The following is a 14,147-nucleotide window of genomic DNA, read 5'->3' as shown; positions in this document are numbered from 1 at the left end:
TAATAAACTACCCACGAATGGTCACTTCAAAGCCGCCGTCGGGGGCGTTAGCAAACGTCGCCGTCATGCCATGCAGCGTGGCAATGCGCTGCACAATCGACAACCCAAGACCGCTGCCGGTTTCATCCTGCCCCGGCGGGCGATAGAAACGTTCGCCGATGCGCGCCAGCGCTTCCGGGCTGATGCCCGGCCCGTTATCGCGGACGCTGAAACCGTGGCTGTCGAGCGTTACGTCCACCACGCTGCCCGCGGGGCTGTAGCGTACGGCGTTATCCAGCAGATTACGCGCCAGCAGGCTCATCAGCAGCGGCTGGGCGGTGCGGGTAACCTGCTGCGCGTTCAGGTGCAGGCGAATCTCGATGCCAGCTTTTTGCGCGGTGTGGTAGATGTCCATCACTGAAGATTGCAGCAGATCGCCGAGATTCACCGACTGCACGTCCGCCAGTTGTTCCAGCGAATCGAGGCGGGAAAGGGTCAGCAGTTGCTCAACCAGGCGTGTGGCGCGGTCGATACCGGCATGCAGCTGCATTAGCGCCTTTTGCTGGCTTTCCGGGTCGTCCTGCGACAGCTGCGCCACTTCGGCCTGCACCCGCAGTGCGGTGAGCGGGCTGCGCAGCTCATGGGCGGCATCGGAGGTGAAGCGGCGCTCGCGGACCAGCATATCGTGGATGCGGCGGAACAGCAGGTTGAGCGCATCCAGCATCGGACGTACTTCGTTTGGCACGCCGTGCGTATCCAGCGGCTCACCGGAGTCCGGGTGGCGCTGGCGCAGGGTGCGGGTTAATTTTTTCAGCGGCGCCAGCTCACGGCTAATCAACAGAATCAGCAGCAAAAAGGTCACCGGCAGGGCAATCAGCCACGGCGTCAGCTGGCTGGTGATGATATCCAGCGCCATCTCCTGGCGGTAATCCCACTCCTGGCCGACCACGATGCGGTATTTTTTATCGGCGGTGGTCAGCCACAAAAAGCGCCAGCTGTCGTCATCGTTGCTCAGCGGACCATCGTCAAAACCCTCGCGGCGATAGTTATAGGGGATGTACGGCCCGTTCTCACCGTCGTGCAGCACCATCTTGCCGTCGACGGTGTAGATGGCGAACGCCAGCGCGTCATCATCAAGATGCCCGTGTTTGACCTTCTTCGGCGCGCGAATCCACTGGCGCGAAGTGGGCAGATCGGCAAAATCCATCGCGCTGATGCGTTTGGCAAACAGCATTTGCTGGGTATCGAACAGCTTATCCAGCTTGTCGGTGGTCTGCTTCCAGGCGATGACGCTGGCAAAACACCAGGCCACGGCGGAGAGCAGCATAAACAGCAGCGTCAGGCGAACGCGCAGGCTCAGGCGGCGAAACAGGTTCATTGGTCACCCAACGTGTAGCCGATACCGTGGACGGTACGGATAAAGTGGCTGCCGAGCTTGCGGCGCAGATGGTGGACGTGTACTTCAATGGCGTTGCTGGTGACCTCTTCATCCCAGCTGTAGAGCTTCTCTTCAATCAGCTTGCGCGGCAGCACCCGCCCGGCGTTGCGCAGCAACAGTTCCAGCAGGGCAAACTCTTTCGGCTTCAGTATGAGCGGCTCGTTGTTAAAGCTGGCGGTCAGGCGAGTCGGATCCAGCTCCACGTCGCCGTGGCGCAGCACGCTGCTCGGCTGGCCGTGGGCGCGGCGAATCAGCGCCTCCAGCCGGGCGGCGACTTCAATCAGCGCGAAGGGTTTACAGAGATAGTCGTCAGCACCTAAGCGCAGCCCTTCGACGCGCTGACTCAGCGCATCGCGAGCGGTCAGGATAAGCACCGGCTCGCGGCGGGATTTTTCGCGCCACTCGCGCAGAATGTCCAGCCCGTCGATGCCGGGCAGCGTCAGGTCAAGGATAACCGCGTCGTAGGGGGCGCTATAAAGCGCGATTTTGCCCTCTTCACCGCGGGTAAACCAGTCAATGCTGAAGCCCATTTTGCCGAGCCCGGTTTTGATGCCGTCGCCGATAAGCTTGTCATCTTCCACTAATAAAATGCGCATCTGCTGCTCCTTGCCTGCTGCTCTGTCTACCAAGTAAAGCGCGCCTGGACTGCCTATGTACAGCAATAATAAATCTTTTTTTGCCTTAAGAAGTTGTTAAGAAATGGCGGGTGTAATAGTGCTCATACACCACAAAAGGGAGAACAAATCATGAAGAAACTTGCTGCTATCGCCGCTATCCTGGCCCTGGCTTCTGCACCGGCATTTGCCGCCACTCAGGGTGGATTTTCCGGCCCGTCCAGCACCACGACGACGCAGACCGGCGGCTTCGTTGGCCCTAACGGCACCGTGACCACTGCGGCGAACGCCAAAACCATGCGTGATGACACTTGGGTAACGCTGCGTGGCAACATCATTGAGCGCGTATCCGACGATCTGTATATTTTTAAAGATGCCAGCGGCACCGTAAATGTGGATATTGATCACAAGCGCTGGAACGGCCAGACCATCACCCCGCAGGATGTCGTTGAAATCCAGGGCGAAGTGGATAAAGACTGGAACTCCGTTGAAATCGACGTGAAGCAGATCCGCAAAGTGAATCCATAATCCTCTAAGACTGCGCAAGATCGGTCAGGATTCACTGCGGCCAGGTGGGCAGAATGTCCCGCAAGGAGGCAGTGATGAGTGACTTATTAAGCGCGGCTTATTCCGAACGCCTGCGGCGCGTTTGCGACCACATTGAGCGTCATCTGGATGAGCCTCTCTCGCTTGAGGCGTTAAGCCGGATGGCGCACAGTTCGCCATTTCATTTCCATCGGCAATTTACCGCCTGGAGCGGCCTGCCGCTGTATCGCTATATCCAGTGGTTACGCCTGCGTCGCGCCTCGTGGCGGCTGGCGTTTAACCCGCAGGATAAGGTTATCGATATTGCGCTGGATGCCGGGTTTCAGAACCCGGAGTCGTTCACTCGAGCCTTTAAAACCGCGTTTGGCCAAAGCCCACGCCAGTTCCGACAAACCCCGGACTGGGCGGCCTGGCACCAGCGCGTTCCTAAACTGGCTTTACAGGAGCAGCACGTAATGGACGTGAAAATCGTTGAATTTCCGCAAACCAACGTCGCCATGTTGACCCATCAAGGGCATCCGGACCGGGTGAACGACAGCGCGGCAACCTTTATTGAATGGCGGCGCAGCACCGGGCTTTCGCCGGTGGCGAACAGCCAGACCTACGGCATTGCCTGGCACGACCCGCAGACCACGCCGCCGGAGCAGTTCCGCTTTGATATCTGCGGCAGCGTGTCTGAACCGATACCGGAGAACGCGTTTGGCGTAGTCAACGCTGAGATTCCCGGCGGGCGCTGCGCGGTCTTGCGTCATCAGGGCTCGCTGGATTCGCTGTCTGATAGCGTCTGGTCTCTGTTCCGCGAGTGGCTGCCGGGCAGCGGCGAGACGCCGCGCGACTTCCCGGTCTTTTTCCAGTACCTCAACTTTGTCCATGAGGTGCCGGAACATGCGTTGCTGACGGATATTTATTTACCGCTTCGTTAACCGGCTCCCAACCTATCTCACGGTTTGTGACTCAGACCGTGAGATAGGGTATTATCTGCGGCAATATTGCCGTCCGAACGGTCAGCATGCAGATTGAGGATCCACTGTTAATGAGCGATATGGCAGAGCGCCTTGCGCTACATGAATTTACGGAAAACGCCTACTTAAACTACTCCATGTACGTCATCATGGATCGTGCGTTGCCGTTTATTGGCGATGGCCTGAAACCGGTGCAGCGCCGCATTGTTTACGCAATGTCGGAACTGGGGTTGAACGCCACCGCAAAATTTAAAAAATCCGCCCGTACCGTCGGTGACGTACTGGGTAAGTACCATCCGCATGGCGATAGCGCCTGTTACGAAGCGATGGTGCTGATGGCGCAGCCGTTCTCTTACCGTTACCCGCTGGTCGATGGCCAGGGGAACTGGGGGGCACCGGACGATCCGAAATCGTTCGCGGCGATGCGTTATACCGAATCCCGCCTGTCGAAATATTCCGAGCTGCTGTTAAGCGAGCTGGGGCAGGGCACGGCTGATTGGGTGCCGAACTTTGACGGCACCATGCAGGAGCCGAAAATGCTGCCTGCGCGCCTGCCTAACATCCTGCTGAACGGCACCACCGGCATCGCTGTCGGTATGGCGACGGACATTCCGCCGCACAACCTGCGCGAAGTGGCAAAAGCCGCGATTACCCTGATTGAAAAACCGCAGACCACGCTCGACGAGGTGCTGGATATCGTTCAGGGCCCGGACTACCCAACCGAGGCGGAAATCATCACCTCGCGTGCGGAAATCCGCAAAATTTACCAGAATGGCCGTGGCTCCGTGCGTATGCGTGCGGTGTGGAATAAAGAAGACGGTGCGGTAGTGATTACCGCGCTGCCGCATCAGGTTTCCGGTGCCAAAGTGCTGGAACAGATCGCGGCCCAGATGCGTAACAAAAAGCTGCCGATGGTCGATGACCTGCGCGACGAATCTGACCACGAAAATCCGACCCGTCTGGTTATCGTGCCACGTTCCAACCGCGTAGACATGGATCAGGTGATGAACCACCTGTTCGCCACTACCGATCTGGAAAAGAGCTACCGCATCAACCTGAACATGATCGGGCTGGATGGTCGTCCGGCGGTGAAAAACCTGCTGGAGATCCTCACCGAATGGCTGGCGTTCCGCCGCGACACCGTCCGTCGTCGCCTGAACTACCGCCTCGAGAAAGTGCTCAAACGCCTGCATATCCTCGAAGGTTTGCTGGTGGCGTTCCTCAACATCGATGAAGTGATCGAGATAATCCGTCACGAAGATGAGCCGAAGCCGGCGCTGATGTCACGCTTTGGCATCAGCGAAACTCAGGCGGAAGCGATCCTCGAGCTGAAATTGCGCCACCTGGCGAAGCTCGAAGAGATGAAGATCCGCGGCGAGCAGGATGATTTAGCCAAAGAGCGCGATCATCTGCAGGCGATCCTGGCGTCCGAACGCAAGATGAGCAACCTGCTGAAGAAAGAGCTGCAGGCCGATGCCGAAGCCTTTGGCGACGATCGTCGTTCTCCGCTGCGCGAGCGCGAAGAAGCGAAAGCGATGAGCGACCATGACATGCTGCCGTCCGAACCGGTGACCATCGTGCTGTCGCAGATGGGCTGGGTACGTAGCGCGAAAGGCCATGACATTGACGCTCAAGGGCTGAACTATAAGTCCGGCGATAGCTGGAAATCGTCGGTGAAAGGCAAAAGCAACCAACCGGTGGTGTTTGTCGACACCACCGGCCGCAGCTACGCCATCGACCCGATTACGCTGCCGTCCGCCCGTGGGCAGGGCGAGCCGCTGACCGGCAAGCTGACGCTGCCGCCTGGCGCGACCGTCGAGCACATGCTGATGGAAGGTGACGATACCAAGCTGCTGATGGCTTCCGACGCGGGCTACGGTTTCCTGTGTACCTTCAACGACCTGGTCGCACGTAACCGTGCCGGTAAGGCGCTGATTTCACTGCCGGATAACGCACACGTGATGCCACCGGTGGTGATTGAAGACGAGAGCGACATGCTGCTGGCGATCACCTCCGCAGGCCGCATGCTGATGTTCCCGCTGAGCGACCTGCCGCAGCTGTCGAAAGGTAAGGGCAACAAGATTATCAACATCCCGGCGGCGGAAGCCGCCAGCGGTGCCGATAGCCTGGCGCACCTTTACGTACTGCCGCCGCAGAGCACGCTGACCTTCCACGTGGGCAAACGTAAGATCAAACTGCGCCCGGAAGAGCTGCAAAAAGTGACGGGTGAACGCGGTCGTCGCGGCACCCTGATGCGCGGCCTGCAAAAAATCGATCGCGTTGAGATTGATTCACCGCAGCGCGCCTCGGCGGGCGACAGCGAAGAGTAATCATCTTCCCCCGTCGTCAGGCGGGGGAAAAATTACCGTGAAACCGTTGTTAATTCAGCCGTTGCGATTAACAATACCCCTTTGCAGGGGTCTGCAAGTAACAAAGCCCTGTCCGGTCTATATATCCTGTCAGCACCCGTCTGATCGGTATCATTCTAAGTGGGTCAGGGTTCAGAGGACGCTATGCTATTTATTTTACGTGTCATTATTGTCGTCATTTATTGCATCCTGGTATGCATCTTTGGCTGCATCTATTGCCTTTTCAGTCCGCGTAACCCAAAACACGTCGCCACCTTTGGCCATATGTTTGGCCGTATGGCGCCAGTGTTCGGTTTAAAGGTTGAAACCCGCAAACCGGCTGACGCGGAGCGCTATGGCAATGCGATTTATATTGCCAACCACCAGAACAACTACGATATGGTGACGGCGGCGAATATCGTCCAGCCGCCCACCGTGACGGTCGGTAAAAAAAGCCTGGTGTGGGTGCCGTTCTTTGGTCTGCTGTACTGGCTGACCGGCAACCTGCTGATCGACCGTAACAACCGAGCGAAAGCGCACAGTACCATTGCCGAAGTGGCTGATGCCTTTAAGAAACGCAGAATTTCCATCTGGATGTTCCCGGAAGGTACCCGCAGCCGCGGTCGCGGCCTGCTGCCGTTTAAAACCGGTGCGTTTCACGCCGCTATCGCTGCCGGAGTGCCAATTATCCCGGTGTGTGTGTCGAATACCTCCAATAAAATTAAACTCAACCGCTGGAATAATGGTCTGGTGATTGTGGAAATGCTGGAGCCCATCGACACCAGCGCCTGGGGTAAAGATCAGGTTCGCGACCTGGCAAAACACTGCCGTGAAGTGATGAAGGCCAAAATAGACGAGCTGGACCAGGAAGTGGCCCAGCGTGAGTCTGCGGGTAAAGCGTAATTTCTGCTGACGGCGAGGGTGAATGCCCGCGTCGCGGCTGTATTGCTGTTGGGAAAATGATTTCCCGCGTTTGATTTGTCAGTTTTGATGGAGCTTATATGTCACTCAGTCGGCGTCAGTTTATTCAGGCTTCGGGCGTTGCGCTTTGTGCCGGCACCGTGCCGCTGAGGGCACAGGCCGCAGGGAAGCAACCCGCATTGCCGGTGCCTCCGCTGCTGGAGTCTCGCCGTGGACAACCGCTATTCTTAACACTGCAGCGTGCGCACTGGTCGTTTACCCAGGGCACGCGCGCCTCCGTCTGGGGCGTTAACGGCCGCTATCTTGGGCCGACGATCCGCGTCTGGAAGGGTGACGATGTCAAACTCATCTACAGCAACCGTCTGACGGAAAACGTTGCTATGACCGTGCGCGGTTTGCAGGTGCCGGGGCCGCTGATTGGCGGCGCAGCGCGCATGATGACGCCAAACGCCGACTGGGCGCCGGTGCTGCCTATTCGCCAGAACGCGTCAACGCTGTGGTATCAGGCCAATACGCCAAACCACATGGCCCAGCAGGTCTATAACGGCTTGGCGGGAATGTGGCTGGTTGAAGATGAGGTTAGTAAGTCCTTACCATTCCCTAACCACTACGGCGTCGACGACTTCCCGGTCATTATCCAGGATAAGCGTCTGGATAACTTTGGCGCGCCGGTATACGACGAACCGGGCAGCGGTGGCTTTGTTGGCGATACGCTGCTGGTCAACGGTGTCCAGGGGCCCTATGTTGAAGTATCGCGCGGTTGGGTGCGTCTGCGCCTGTTGAACGCCTCTAACTCTCGCCGTTACTCACTGCGGATGAGCGATGGTCGCGCGCTGCACGTCATTTCCAGCGATCAGGGCTTCCTGCCTGCGCCGGTCTCCACCACCCAAATCTCGCTGGCGCCGGGTGAGCGTCGCGAAGTGCTGGTTGATATGACGAACGGAGACGAAGTGTCGATTACCTGCGGTGAGTCCGCCAGCATCATGGAGCGTATTCGCGGCTTCTTCGAACCGTCGAGCATTTTAATTTCCACGCTGGTGCTGACCCTGCGCCCAACGGGGCTGCTGCCGTTAGTGACCGATAACTTACCGATGCGCATTCTGCCAACGGAAGTGCTGAGCGGCACGCCGATTCGCAGTCGCGACATTCTGCTCGGCGACGATCCGGGTATCAACGGCCAGCTGTGGGACCCGCAGCGCATTGATATCACCGCGCAGCAGGGCACCTGGGAGCGCTGGACGGTTCGTGCCGATGCGCCGCAGTCGTTCCATATTGAAGGGGTGATGTTCCAGGTTCGCAACGTCAACGGCGCGACGCCGCTGCCGGAAGACCGGGGCTGGAAAGATACGGTCTGGATTGACGGTCAGGTTGAGCTGCTGGTCTATTACTCACAGCCGTCATGGCCGCACTTCCCGTTCCAGTTCTCCAGCCAGACGCTGGAGCTTGCCGACCGTGGTTCTATCGGGCAGATTCTGGTGAACCCGGCGCCGTAGTAGGCCGGGTAAGGCGTTTACGCCGCCATCCGGCAGTGAGCACCGAATTGCCTGATGGCGCTACGCTTATCAGGCCTACTGTAGCCCGGCCGAGCGCAGCGACGCCGGGACCCGCACCACGCTAAAAATTCCCACTTCATTAGTAAGGCGAACGGGCTTATAATCCCCGGCCTTTGTCTATTTTTTTGCCAATTTTTTCGGAAGCAATATGAGCGCTATCTCCCTGATCCAACCGGATCGCGACCTTTTCTCCTGGCCGCAGTACTGGGCCGCCTGCTTTGGGCCGGCTCCGTTTTTGCCAATGTCACGTGAAGAGATGGATCAACTTGGCTGGGATAGCTGCGACATCATTCTGGTCACCGGCGACGCCTACGTTGACCACCCGAGCTTCGGGATGGCGATTTGTGGCCGCATGCTGGAAGCGCAGGGCTTCCGCGTAGGGATCATTGCCCAGCCAGACTGGAACAGCAAAGACGACTTTATGCGCCTGGGCAAACCGAACCTGTTCTTCGGCGTCACCGCCGGCAACATGGACTCGATGATTAACCGCTATACCGCAGACCGCAAGCTGCGCCATGACGATGCCTATACGCCGGACAACGTTGCGGGCAAACGCCCGGACCGCGCGACGCTGGTTTATACCCAGCGCTGTAAAGAAGCGTGGAAAGATGTGCCGGTTATCCTCGGCGGCATCGAGGCCAGCCTGCGCCGTACCGCGCACTATGACTATTGGTCCGATACCGTGCGTCGTTCGGTGCTGATTGACGCCAAGGCCGACATGCTGATGTTCGGTAACGGCGAGCGTCCGCTGGTGGAAGTGGCGCACCGTCTGGCGGCAGGTGAGCCAATTGCGCAGATCCGCGATGTACGTAACACCGCTATCATCGTCAAAGAAGCGCTGCCGGGCTGGTCTGGCGTTGATTCAACCCGCATCGACACCCCGGGGAAAATCGACCCGATTCCGCATCCGTACGGTGAAGACTTGCCGTGTGCCGACAACAAACCGGTGGCACCGAAAAAGCAGGAAGCCAAAGCCGTTACTGTACAGCCGCCGCGTCCTAAGCCGTGGGAGATAACCTACGTCTTGCTGCCGTCCTTTGAAAAGGTCAAAGGCGACAAGGTGCTGTATGCCCACGCTTCCCGTATTCTGCACCATGAAACCAACCCTGGCAGCGCCCGTGCGCTGATGCAGAAGCAGGGCGACCGCTATATCTGGATTAACCCGCCGGCGATCCCGCTCTCCACTGAAGAGATGGACAGCGTGTTTGCGCTGCCGTACCAGCGTATCCCGCACCCGTCATACGGCAAGGCGCGTATCCCTGCGTATGAGATGATTCGTTTCTCTATCAACATCATGCGCGGCTGCTTTGGCGGCTGTTCCTTCTGCTCTATCACCGAGCACGAAGGCCGTATTATCCAGAGCCGTTCCGAAGACTCGATCATCAACGAAATCGAAGCCATTCGCGACACGGTGCCGGGCTTTACCGGCATTATCTCCGACCTGGGTGGCCCAACGGCCAACATGTACATGCTGCGCTGTAAGTCGCCGCGTGCGGAGCAGACCTGCCGTCGTCTCTCCTGCGTGTACCCGGAAATCTGTCCGCATATGGATACCGACCACACGCCGACGATTAACCTCTATCGCCGCGCCCGCGATCTGAAAGGCATCAAGAAGATCCTGATTGCCTCCGGCGTACGTTACGATCTGGCGGTGGAAGATCCGCGCTATATCAAAGAGCTGGCAACCCACCACGTGGGCGGCTATCTGAAGATTGCGCCGGAGCACACTGAAGAAGGGCCGCTGTCGAAGATGATGAAGCCGGGGATGGGCAGCTATCACCGCTTTAAAGAGCTGTTCGACACCTATTCGAAGCAGGCGGGTAAAGAGCAGTATCTGATTCCATACTTTATCTCTGCCCACCCTGGCACGCGCGATGAAGATATGGTGAACCTGGCGCTGTGGCTGAAGCAGCACCGTTTCCGTCTGGACCAGGTGCAGAACTTCTATCCGTCGCCGCTGGCGAACTCGACCACCATGTATTACACCGGCAAGAACCCGCTGGGTAAAATTGGCTATAAGAGTGAAGACGTGGTGATCCCGAAAGGCGATAAGCAGCGTCGTCTGCACAAGGCGCTGCTGCGCTATCACGATCCGGCTAACTGGCCGCTGATCCGTACGGCGCTGGAGACGATGGGTAAAAAACATCTGATCGGCAGCCGTCGTGACTGCCTGGTGCCTGCACCAACGCTGGACGAGATGCGTGAAGCGCGTCGCCAGAACCGCAATACACGCCCGGCACTGACCAAGCATACGCCGGTAGCACACCAGCGTCAGACGCCAAACGGCATCAAAAAGCGCCCTAAACCCGCGTCGCGTTGAGTAAAAAAATACCCGGCAAATGCCGGGTATTTTATGCCTGATGGCGCTTCGCTTATCAGGCCTACTCGATGGTTTGTAGGCCGGATAAGGCGTAGCCGCCATCCGGCATTCAGGGTGGCTTAACCGCCAAACTGGTCCGGGTCCGGGCCTAAACGCTTACCCTGATCCAGCTTCGCAATCTCGCTCAGCTCATCTTTATCCAGTCGGAAATCCCAGACGGCAAAGTTTTCGGCAATGCGCGACGGTGTGACCGATTTCGGGATCACCACCAGGCCGCTGTCGAGGTGCCAGCGAATGACGATTTGCGCTGGCGTCTTACCGTATTTATCCGCCAGAGCACGGATAATTTTCTGGTCAAACACCCCTTCACCGCCCTGTGCCAGCGGGCTCCAGGACTCGGTCTGGATTTTATGCGTGGCGTTCCAGGCGTTCAGCTGACGCTGCTGCATTAACGGGTGCAGCTCAATCTGGTTGATAACCGGCGCAACGCCGGTTTCATCAATCAGCCGCTGCAGGTGAGGCACCTGGAAGTTACACACGCCGATGCTCTTAATCAGCCCCTGTTTTTGCAGTTCAATCAGGCTTTTCCACGCATCGATATAGTGATCGGTGGCGGGAACCGGCCAGTGGATCAGATACAGGTCGAGATAGTCCAGCTGCAGGTGCTCCAGGCTCTCCTGTAGGGCATCTGCCGCGCGGAGATGGGAGTCATTCCACAGCTTGGTGGTGATGAACAGATCCTCACGAGCAACGCCCGCGCTCTTAATCGCTTTACCGACTCCCGACTCATTTTTGTAAGCGGCGGCGGTATCAATGGAACGGTAGCCCACCTCGAGCGCTTTATGAATCGCGGTGACGACTTCCTCATTCGTGGCCTGCCATACCCCGAGGCCGAGCTGCGGCATTACATTGCCATCGTGCAGTTTAATCACGGTTGGATGTGTCATGCATTTCTCCTTTTTACGAGCTTATCGGGGCAATGCCCCGATAAGGTTTGTAAGATTAAGTCTGGTCGAAATATGCAAAAACGAAAGCTTGCCCGTCGTCTTTCAAGCCGCAGATGCGTTGTCCGCGCCAGCTCACCCCAGTCACTTACTGATGTAAGCTCCTGGGGATTCGCTGCCTTGACGCCTTTCTGCAGCTCGAAATCCTTAGAGCAAGAAAAGGAGGGCTCTTAGCGTGCTGCTTCGTAAATACGACGGCTCACGTCCAGGGTAATGTCCTGATTTTCACCCAGTTTGGTCATGCCGTGCTCTTCGAGTTTTTTCAGCAGTGCAGGGATAGAGCTGCCGTCCAGACCGTAGTCGGACAGGCGAGTTGGCACGCCCATTTGTTCGAAGAAGCTGCGGGTGGCTGCGATAGCGGCGTCGATGCGCGCATCGTCAGACCCTTCGGTGATGTTCCATACGCGTTCTGCGTATTGCAGCAGTTTGGCGCGTTTGGTATCGCGTTTTTCATTCCACAGGGCAGGCAGTACGATAGCCAGCGTCTGTGCGTGATCCAGACCATGCATCGCGGTCAGTTCGTGGCCCAGCATATGGGTTGCCCAGTCCTGCGGCACGCCAGCACCAATCAGGCCGTTCAGCGCCTGGGTGGCTGCCCACATGATGTTGGCACGTACGGCGTAGTTTTCCGGTTCCTGCAGCGCTTTCGGGCCATCTTCAACCAGCGTCAGCAGAATGCCTTCCGCGAAACGGTCCTGAATTTTGCCATCAACTGGGTAGGTGACGTACTGCTCGACGGTGTGAACGAATGCATCCACAACGCCGTTAGCAACCTGACGCGGCGGCAGGGTGTAGGTGTAAACCGGGTCCAGAATCGCAAACCGCGGCTGAACGTGCGGCGACATAAAGGCGCGTTTGTCACCGGTGGTTTTGCGGGAGATAACGGCACCTTTGTTGGACTCGGAACCGGTCGCTGGCAGCGTCAGCACGGAACCCATTGGGATTGCGCTGGTAACGTTGCTGCCGTAGGTTTCCAGAATTTCCCACGGGTCGATGCTGGTATCGTAGTGTGCGGCGGCAGCGATAAACTTGGTGCCGTCCAGTACGGAACCGCCGCCAACGGCCAGCAGGAAGGTGACTTTCTCTTCGCGGGCGATTTTCACCGCGTTCATCAGCGTTTCATAAGATGGGTTTGGCTCAATACCGCCGAACTCCAGCACGTCCAGACCTTGCAGTGCACTCAGCACCTGGTCCAGCACGCCGGTTTTTTTCACGCTGCCGCCGCCGTAAGTAATCAGTACGCGAGCGTCAGCGGGGATCTGAGCGCGCAGGTTTTCGATAGCACCTTTACCGAACAGAATGCGGGTTGGGGTATGAAGATCAAAATTAAACATTGCTCGTTCCCTATAGTGTGGGTGGAAAAAGAGGGCGGTGATGGGTCATCGCCGAATGACATCATTGTGGTCTTCGTCGTCGTACCTCTCAATGCACATTTCTGCGATTGTCTTGCCCATTTCTCCATAGCTCTGGAGAAATACGTTAAACAAAGCCACAATGACAGCGTTGGAAAAGGTACCTGGAGCCCTTGTTGATGAACCGTGAAGAGATCTGTGCGCTGCTGACAGAAAAGATTAAGCAGCTGAAAAATAACGAACAAAACCTGAGAACCTTGCTGCCGGATATTCAGCTTATCTATGGTACTCAGCCAAGCGGGCGCACGCCGGTAATGTATCGCCCGGGCATCGTGTTTCTCTTTTCCGGCTATAAGATTGGCTATATCAACGAGCGCACCTTCCGTTACGATGCCAACGAATATCTGCTGCTGACAGTACCTTTACCCTTTGAATGTGAAACTTTTGCGACTGAGGACGCGCCGCTGGCCGGATTGCGCCTGGATGTTGATATTCTGCAGCTACAGGAGCTGCTGATGGATATCGGTGAAGACCCGCTTTTCCATCCGTCGTCGATGGCGGAAAGTGGGATTAACTCGGCCACGCTCTCCGAAGAGATTCTCTGCGCCTCGGAACGCCTGCTGGATGTGATGGAGCGCCCGCTGGACGCCCGCATTCTGGGGAAACAGATTATCCGTGAGATGCTCTACCACGTGCTGACCGGGCCGCGAGGCGGTGCGTTAATGGCGCTGGTTAGCCGCCAGACTCATTTCAGCCAGATTAGTCGGGTGCTCAAGCGTATCGAGAGTCAGTACACCGAAACGCTTAGCGTGGATCAGCTCGCTGCCGAGGCCAATATGAGTCTGTCGGCGTTTCACCACAACTTTAAGTCGGTGACCAGCACCTCGCCGTTGCAGTATCTGAAAACCTACCGTTTGCATAAAGCGCGGATGATGATGGTGCACGACGGGCTGAAGGCCAGCGCTGCAGCGATGCAGGTGGGATACGAAAGTGCGTCGCAGTTTAGCCGGGAGTTTAAGCGCTATTTCGGCATGACGCCGGGAGAGGATGCGGCAAGGCTGCGGGGAATGTAATTTGTAACCCAGGGCGACTCGGGAGCCATTCCCGGCG

The 14,147-nt window shown here is 57.5% G+C and carries 11 protein-coding genes; 7 read left to right on the top strand and 4 right to left on the bottom strand.

Annotated elements, in window-relative coordinates:
• Positions 1 to 7: 7 nt before the first annotated feature.
• Positions 8 to 1,357, bottom strand: coding sequence for a quorum sensing histidine kinase QseC (qseC, locus tag V6940_RS12975; RefSeq protein WP_333496152.1), 1,350 nt, complete (start codon positions 1,355 to 1,357; stop codon positions 8 to 10).
• Positions 1,354 to 2,013, bottom strand: a complete 660-nt coding sequence (gene qseB / locus V6940_RS12970) for a quorum sensing response regulator transcription factor QseB (RefSeq protein ID WP_333496151.1) — start codon at positions 2,011 to 2,013, stop codon at positions 1,354 to 1,356. Before qseB ends, qseC begins: the two co-directional genes overlap by 4 nt.
• A 150-nt stretch (positions 2,014 to 2,163) precedes the next feature.
• Here qseB and V6940_RS12965 point away from each other — a divergent pair, with 150 nt between their 5' ends.
• The 6 genes from V6940_RS12965 (at position 2,164) to V6940_RS12940 (ending at position 10,681) form a co-directional block, all read left to right on the top strand.
• Positions 2,164 to 2,559, top strand: coding sequence for a YgiW/YdeI family stress tolerance OB fold protein (locus V6940_RS12965; RefSeq protein WP_333496150.1), 396 nt, complete (start codon positions 2,164 to 2,166; stop codon positions 2,557 to 2,559).
• A gap of 74 nt (positions 2,560 to 2,633) precedes the next feature.
• Positions 2,634 to 3,500, top strand: coding sequence for an AraC family transcriptional regulator (locus tag V6940_RS12960; RefSeq protein WP_333496149.1), 867 nt, complete (start codon positions 2,634 to 2,636; stop codon positions 3,498 to 3,500).
• A gap of 110 nt (positions 3,501 to 3,610) precedes the next feature.
• Positions 3,611 to 5,869 (top strand): DNA topoisomerase IV subunit A, encoded by a 2,259-nt coding sequence (gene parC, locus V6940_RS12955; protein WP_333496148.1) that lies wholly within the window; start codon positions 3,611 to 3,613, stop codon positions 5,867 to 5,869.
• 183 nt (positions 5,870 to 6,052) lie between these two features.
• The gene (plsC, locus tag V6940_RS12950) at positions 6,053 to 6,790 is read left to right on the top strand and encodes a 1-acylglycerol-3-phosphate O-acyltransferase (RefSeq protein ID WP_185668371.1); all 738 of its coding nucleotides are present in this window, start codon (positions 6,053 to 6,055) and stop codon (positions 6,788 to 6,790) included.
• A 98-nt stretch (positions 6,791 to 6,888) separates the two neighbouring features.
• Complete coding sequence (gene ftsP / locus V6940_RS12945; protein WP_333011259.1) at positions 6,889 to 8,301, top strand: cell division protein FtsP; 1,413 nt, start codon at positions 6,889 to 6,891, stop codon at positions 8,299 to 8,301.
• A gap of 208 nt (positions 8,302 to 8,509) precedes the next feature.
• The gene (locus tag V6940_RS12940) at positions 8,510 to 10,681 is read left to right on the top strand and encodes a YgiQ family radical SAM protein (protein WP_333496147.1); all 2,172 of its coding nucleotides are present in this window, start codon (positions 8,510 to 8,512) and stop codon (positions 10,679 to 10,681) included.
• Between the two features lie 119 nt (positions 10,682 to 10,800).
• Here V6940_RS12940 and dkgA read toward each other — a convergent pair whose 3' ends face one another.
• Positions 10,801 to 11,628: a 2,5-didehydrogluconate reductase DkgA gene (gene dkgA, locus V6940_RS12935; protein WP_185668368.1), complete on the bottom strand. Its 828-nt coding sequence runs from the start codon at positions 11,626 to 11,628 to the stop codon at positions 10,801 to 10,803.
• A gap of 227 nt (positions 11,629 to 11,855) precedes the next feature.
• On the bottom strand, positions 11,856 to 13,019 hold the full coding sequence (yqhD, locus tag V6940_RS12930; protein ID WP_333496146.1) for an alcohol dehydrogenase: 1,164 nt from the start codon (positions 13,017 to 13,019) through the stop codon (positions 11,856 to 11,858).
• 197 nt (positions 13,020 to 13,216) lie between these two features.
• On the opposite strand from yqhD, the gene V6940_RS12925 reads away from it, so the two are divergent.
• Positions 13,217 to 14,110 carry an AraC family transcriptional regulator gene (locus V6940_RS12925; protein ID WP_220440981.1) on the top strand — a complete coding sequence of 298 codons (894 nt, stop codon included), beginning with the start codon at positions 13,217 to 13,219 and terminating at the stop codon, positions 14,108 to 14,110.
• Positions 14,111 to 14,147: the final 37 nt, after the last annotated feature.

It is taken from the genome of Kluyvera sp. CHPC 1.251, assembly GCF_036759945.1.
GTDB classification, from domain to species: Bacteria; Pseudomonadota; Gammaproteobacteria; order Enterobacterales; family Enterobacteriaceae; genus Kluyvera; species Kluyvera sichuanensis.
The sequence above is the reverse complement of the archived record's forward strand: the minus strand, read 5'-3'. Positions and strand labels throughout refer to the sequence as shown.

Excerpts from the sequence above, each read along its gene's own strand:
- qseC (WP_333496152.1), bottom strand. The coding sequence starts at position 1,357 with ATGAACCTGTTTCGCCGCCTGAGCCTGCGCGTTCGCCTGACGCTGCTG.
- qseB (WP_333496151.1), bottom strand. The coding sequence starts at position 2,013 with ATGCGCATTTTATTAGTGGAAGATGACAAGCTTATCGGCGACGGCATC.
- V6940_RS12965 (WP_333496150.1), top strand. The coding sequence starts at position 2,164 with ATGAAGAAACTTGCTGCTATCGCCGCTATCCTGGCCCTGGCTTCTGCA.
- V6940_RS12960 (WP_333496149.1), top strand. The coding sequence starts at position 2,634 with ATGAGTGACTTATTAAGCGCGGCTTATTCCGAACGCCTGCGGCGCGTT.
- parC (WP_333496148.1), top strand. The coding sequence starts at position 3,611 with ATGAGCGATATGGCAGAGCGCCTTGCGCTACATGAATTTACGGAAAAC.
- plsC (WP_185668371.1), top strand. The coding sequence starts at position 6,053 with ATGCTATTTATTTTACGTGTCATTATTGTCGTCATTTATTGCATCCTG.
- ftsP (WP_333011259.1), top strand. The coding sequence starts at position 6,889 with ATGTCACTCAGTCGGCGTCAGTTTATTCAGGCTTCGGGCGTTGCGCTT.
- V6940_RS12940 (WP_333496147.1), top strand. The coding sequence starts at position 8,510 with ATGAGCGCTATCTCCCTGATCCAACCGGATCGCGACCTTTTCTCCTGG.
- dkgA (WP_185668368.1), bottom strand. The coding sequence starts at position 11,628 with ATGACACATCCAACCGTGATTAAACTGCACGATGGCAATGTAATGCCG.
- yqhD (WP_333496146.1), bottom strand. The coding sequence starts at position 13,019 with ATGTTTAATTTTGATCTTCATACCCCAACCCGCATTCTGTTCGGTAAA.
- V6940_RS12925 (WP_220440981.1), top strand. The coding sequence starts at position 13,217 with ATGAACCGTGAAGAGATCTGTGCGCTGCTGACAGAAAAGATTAAGCAG.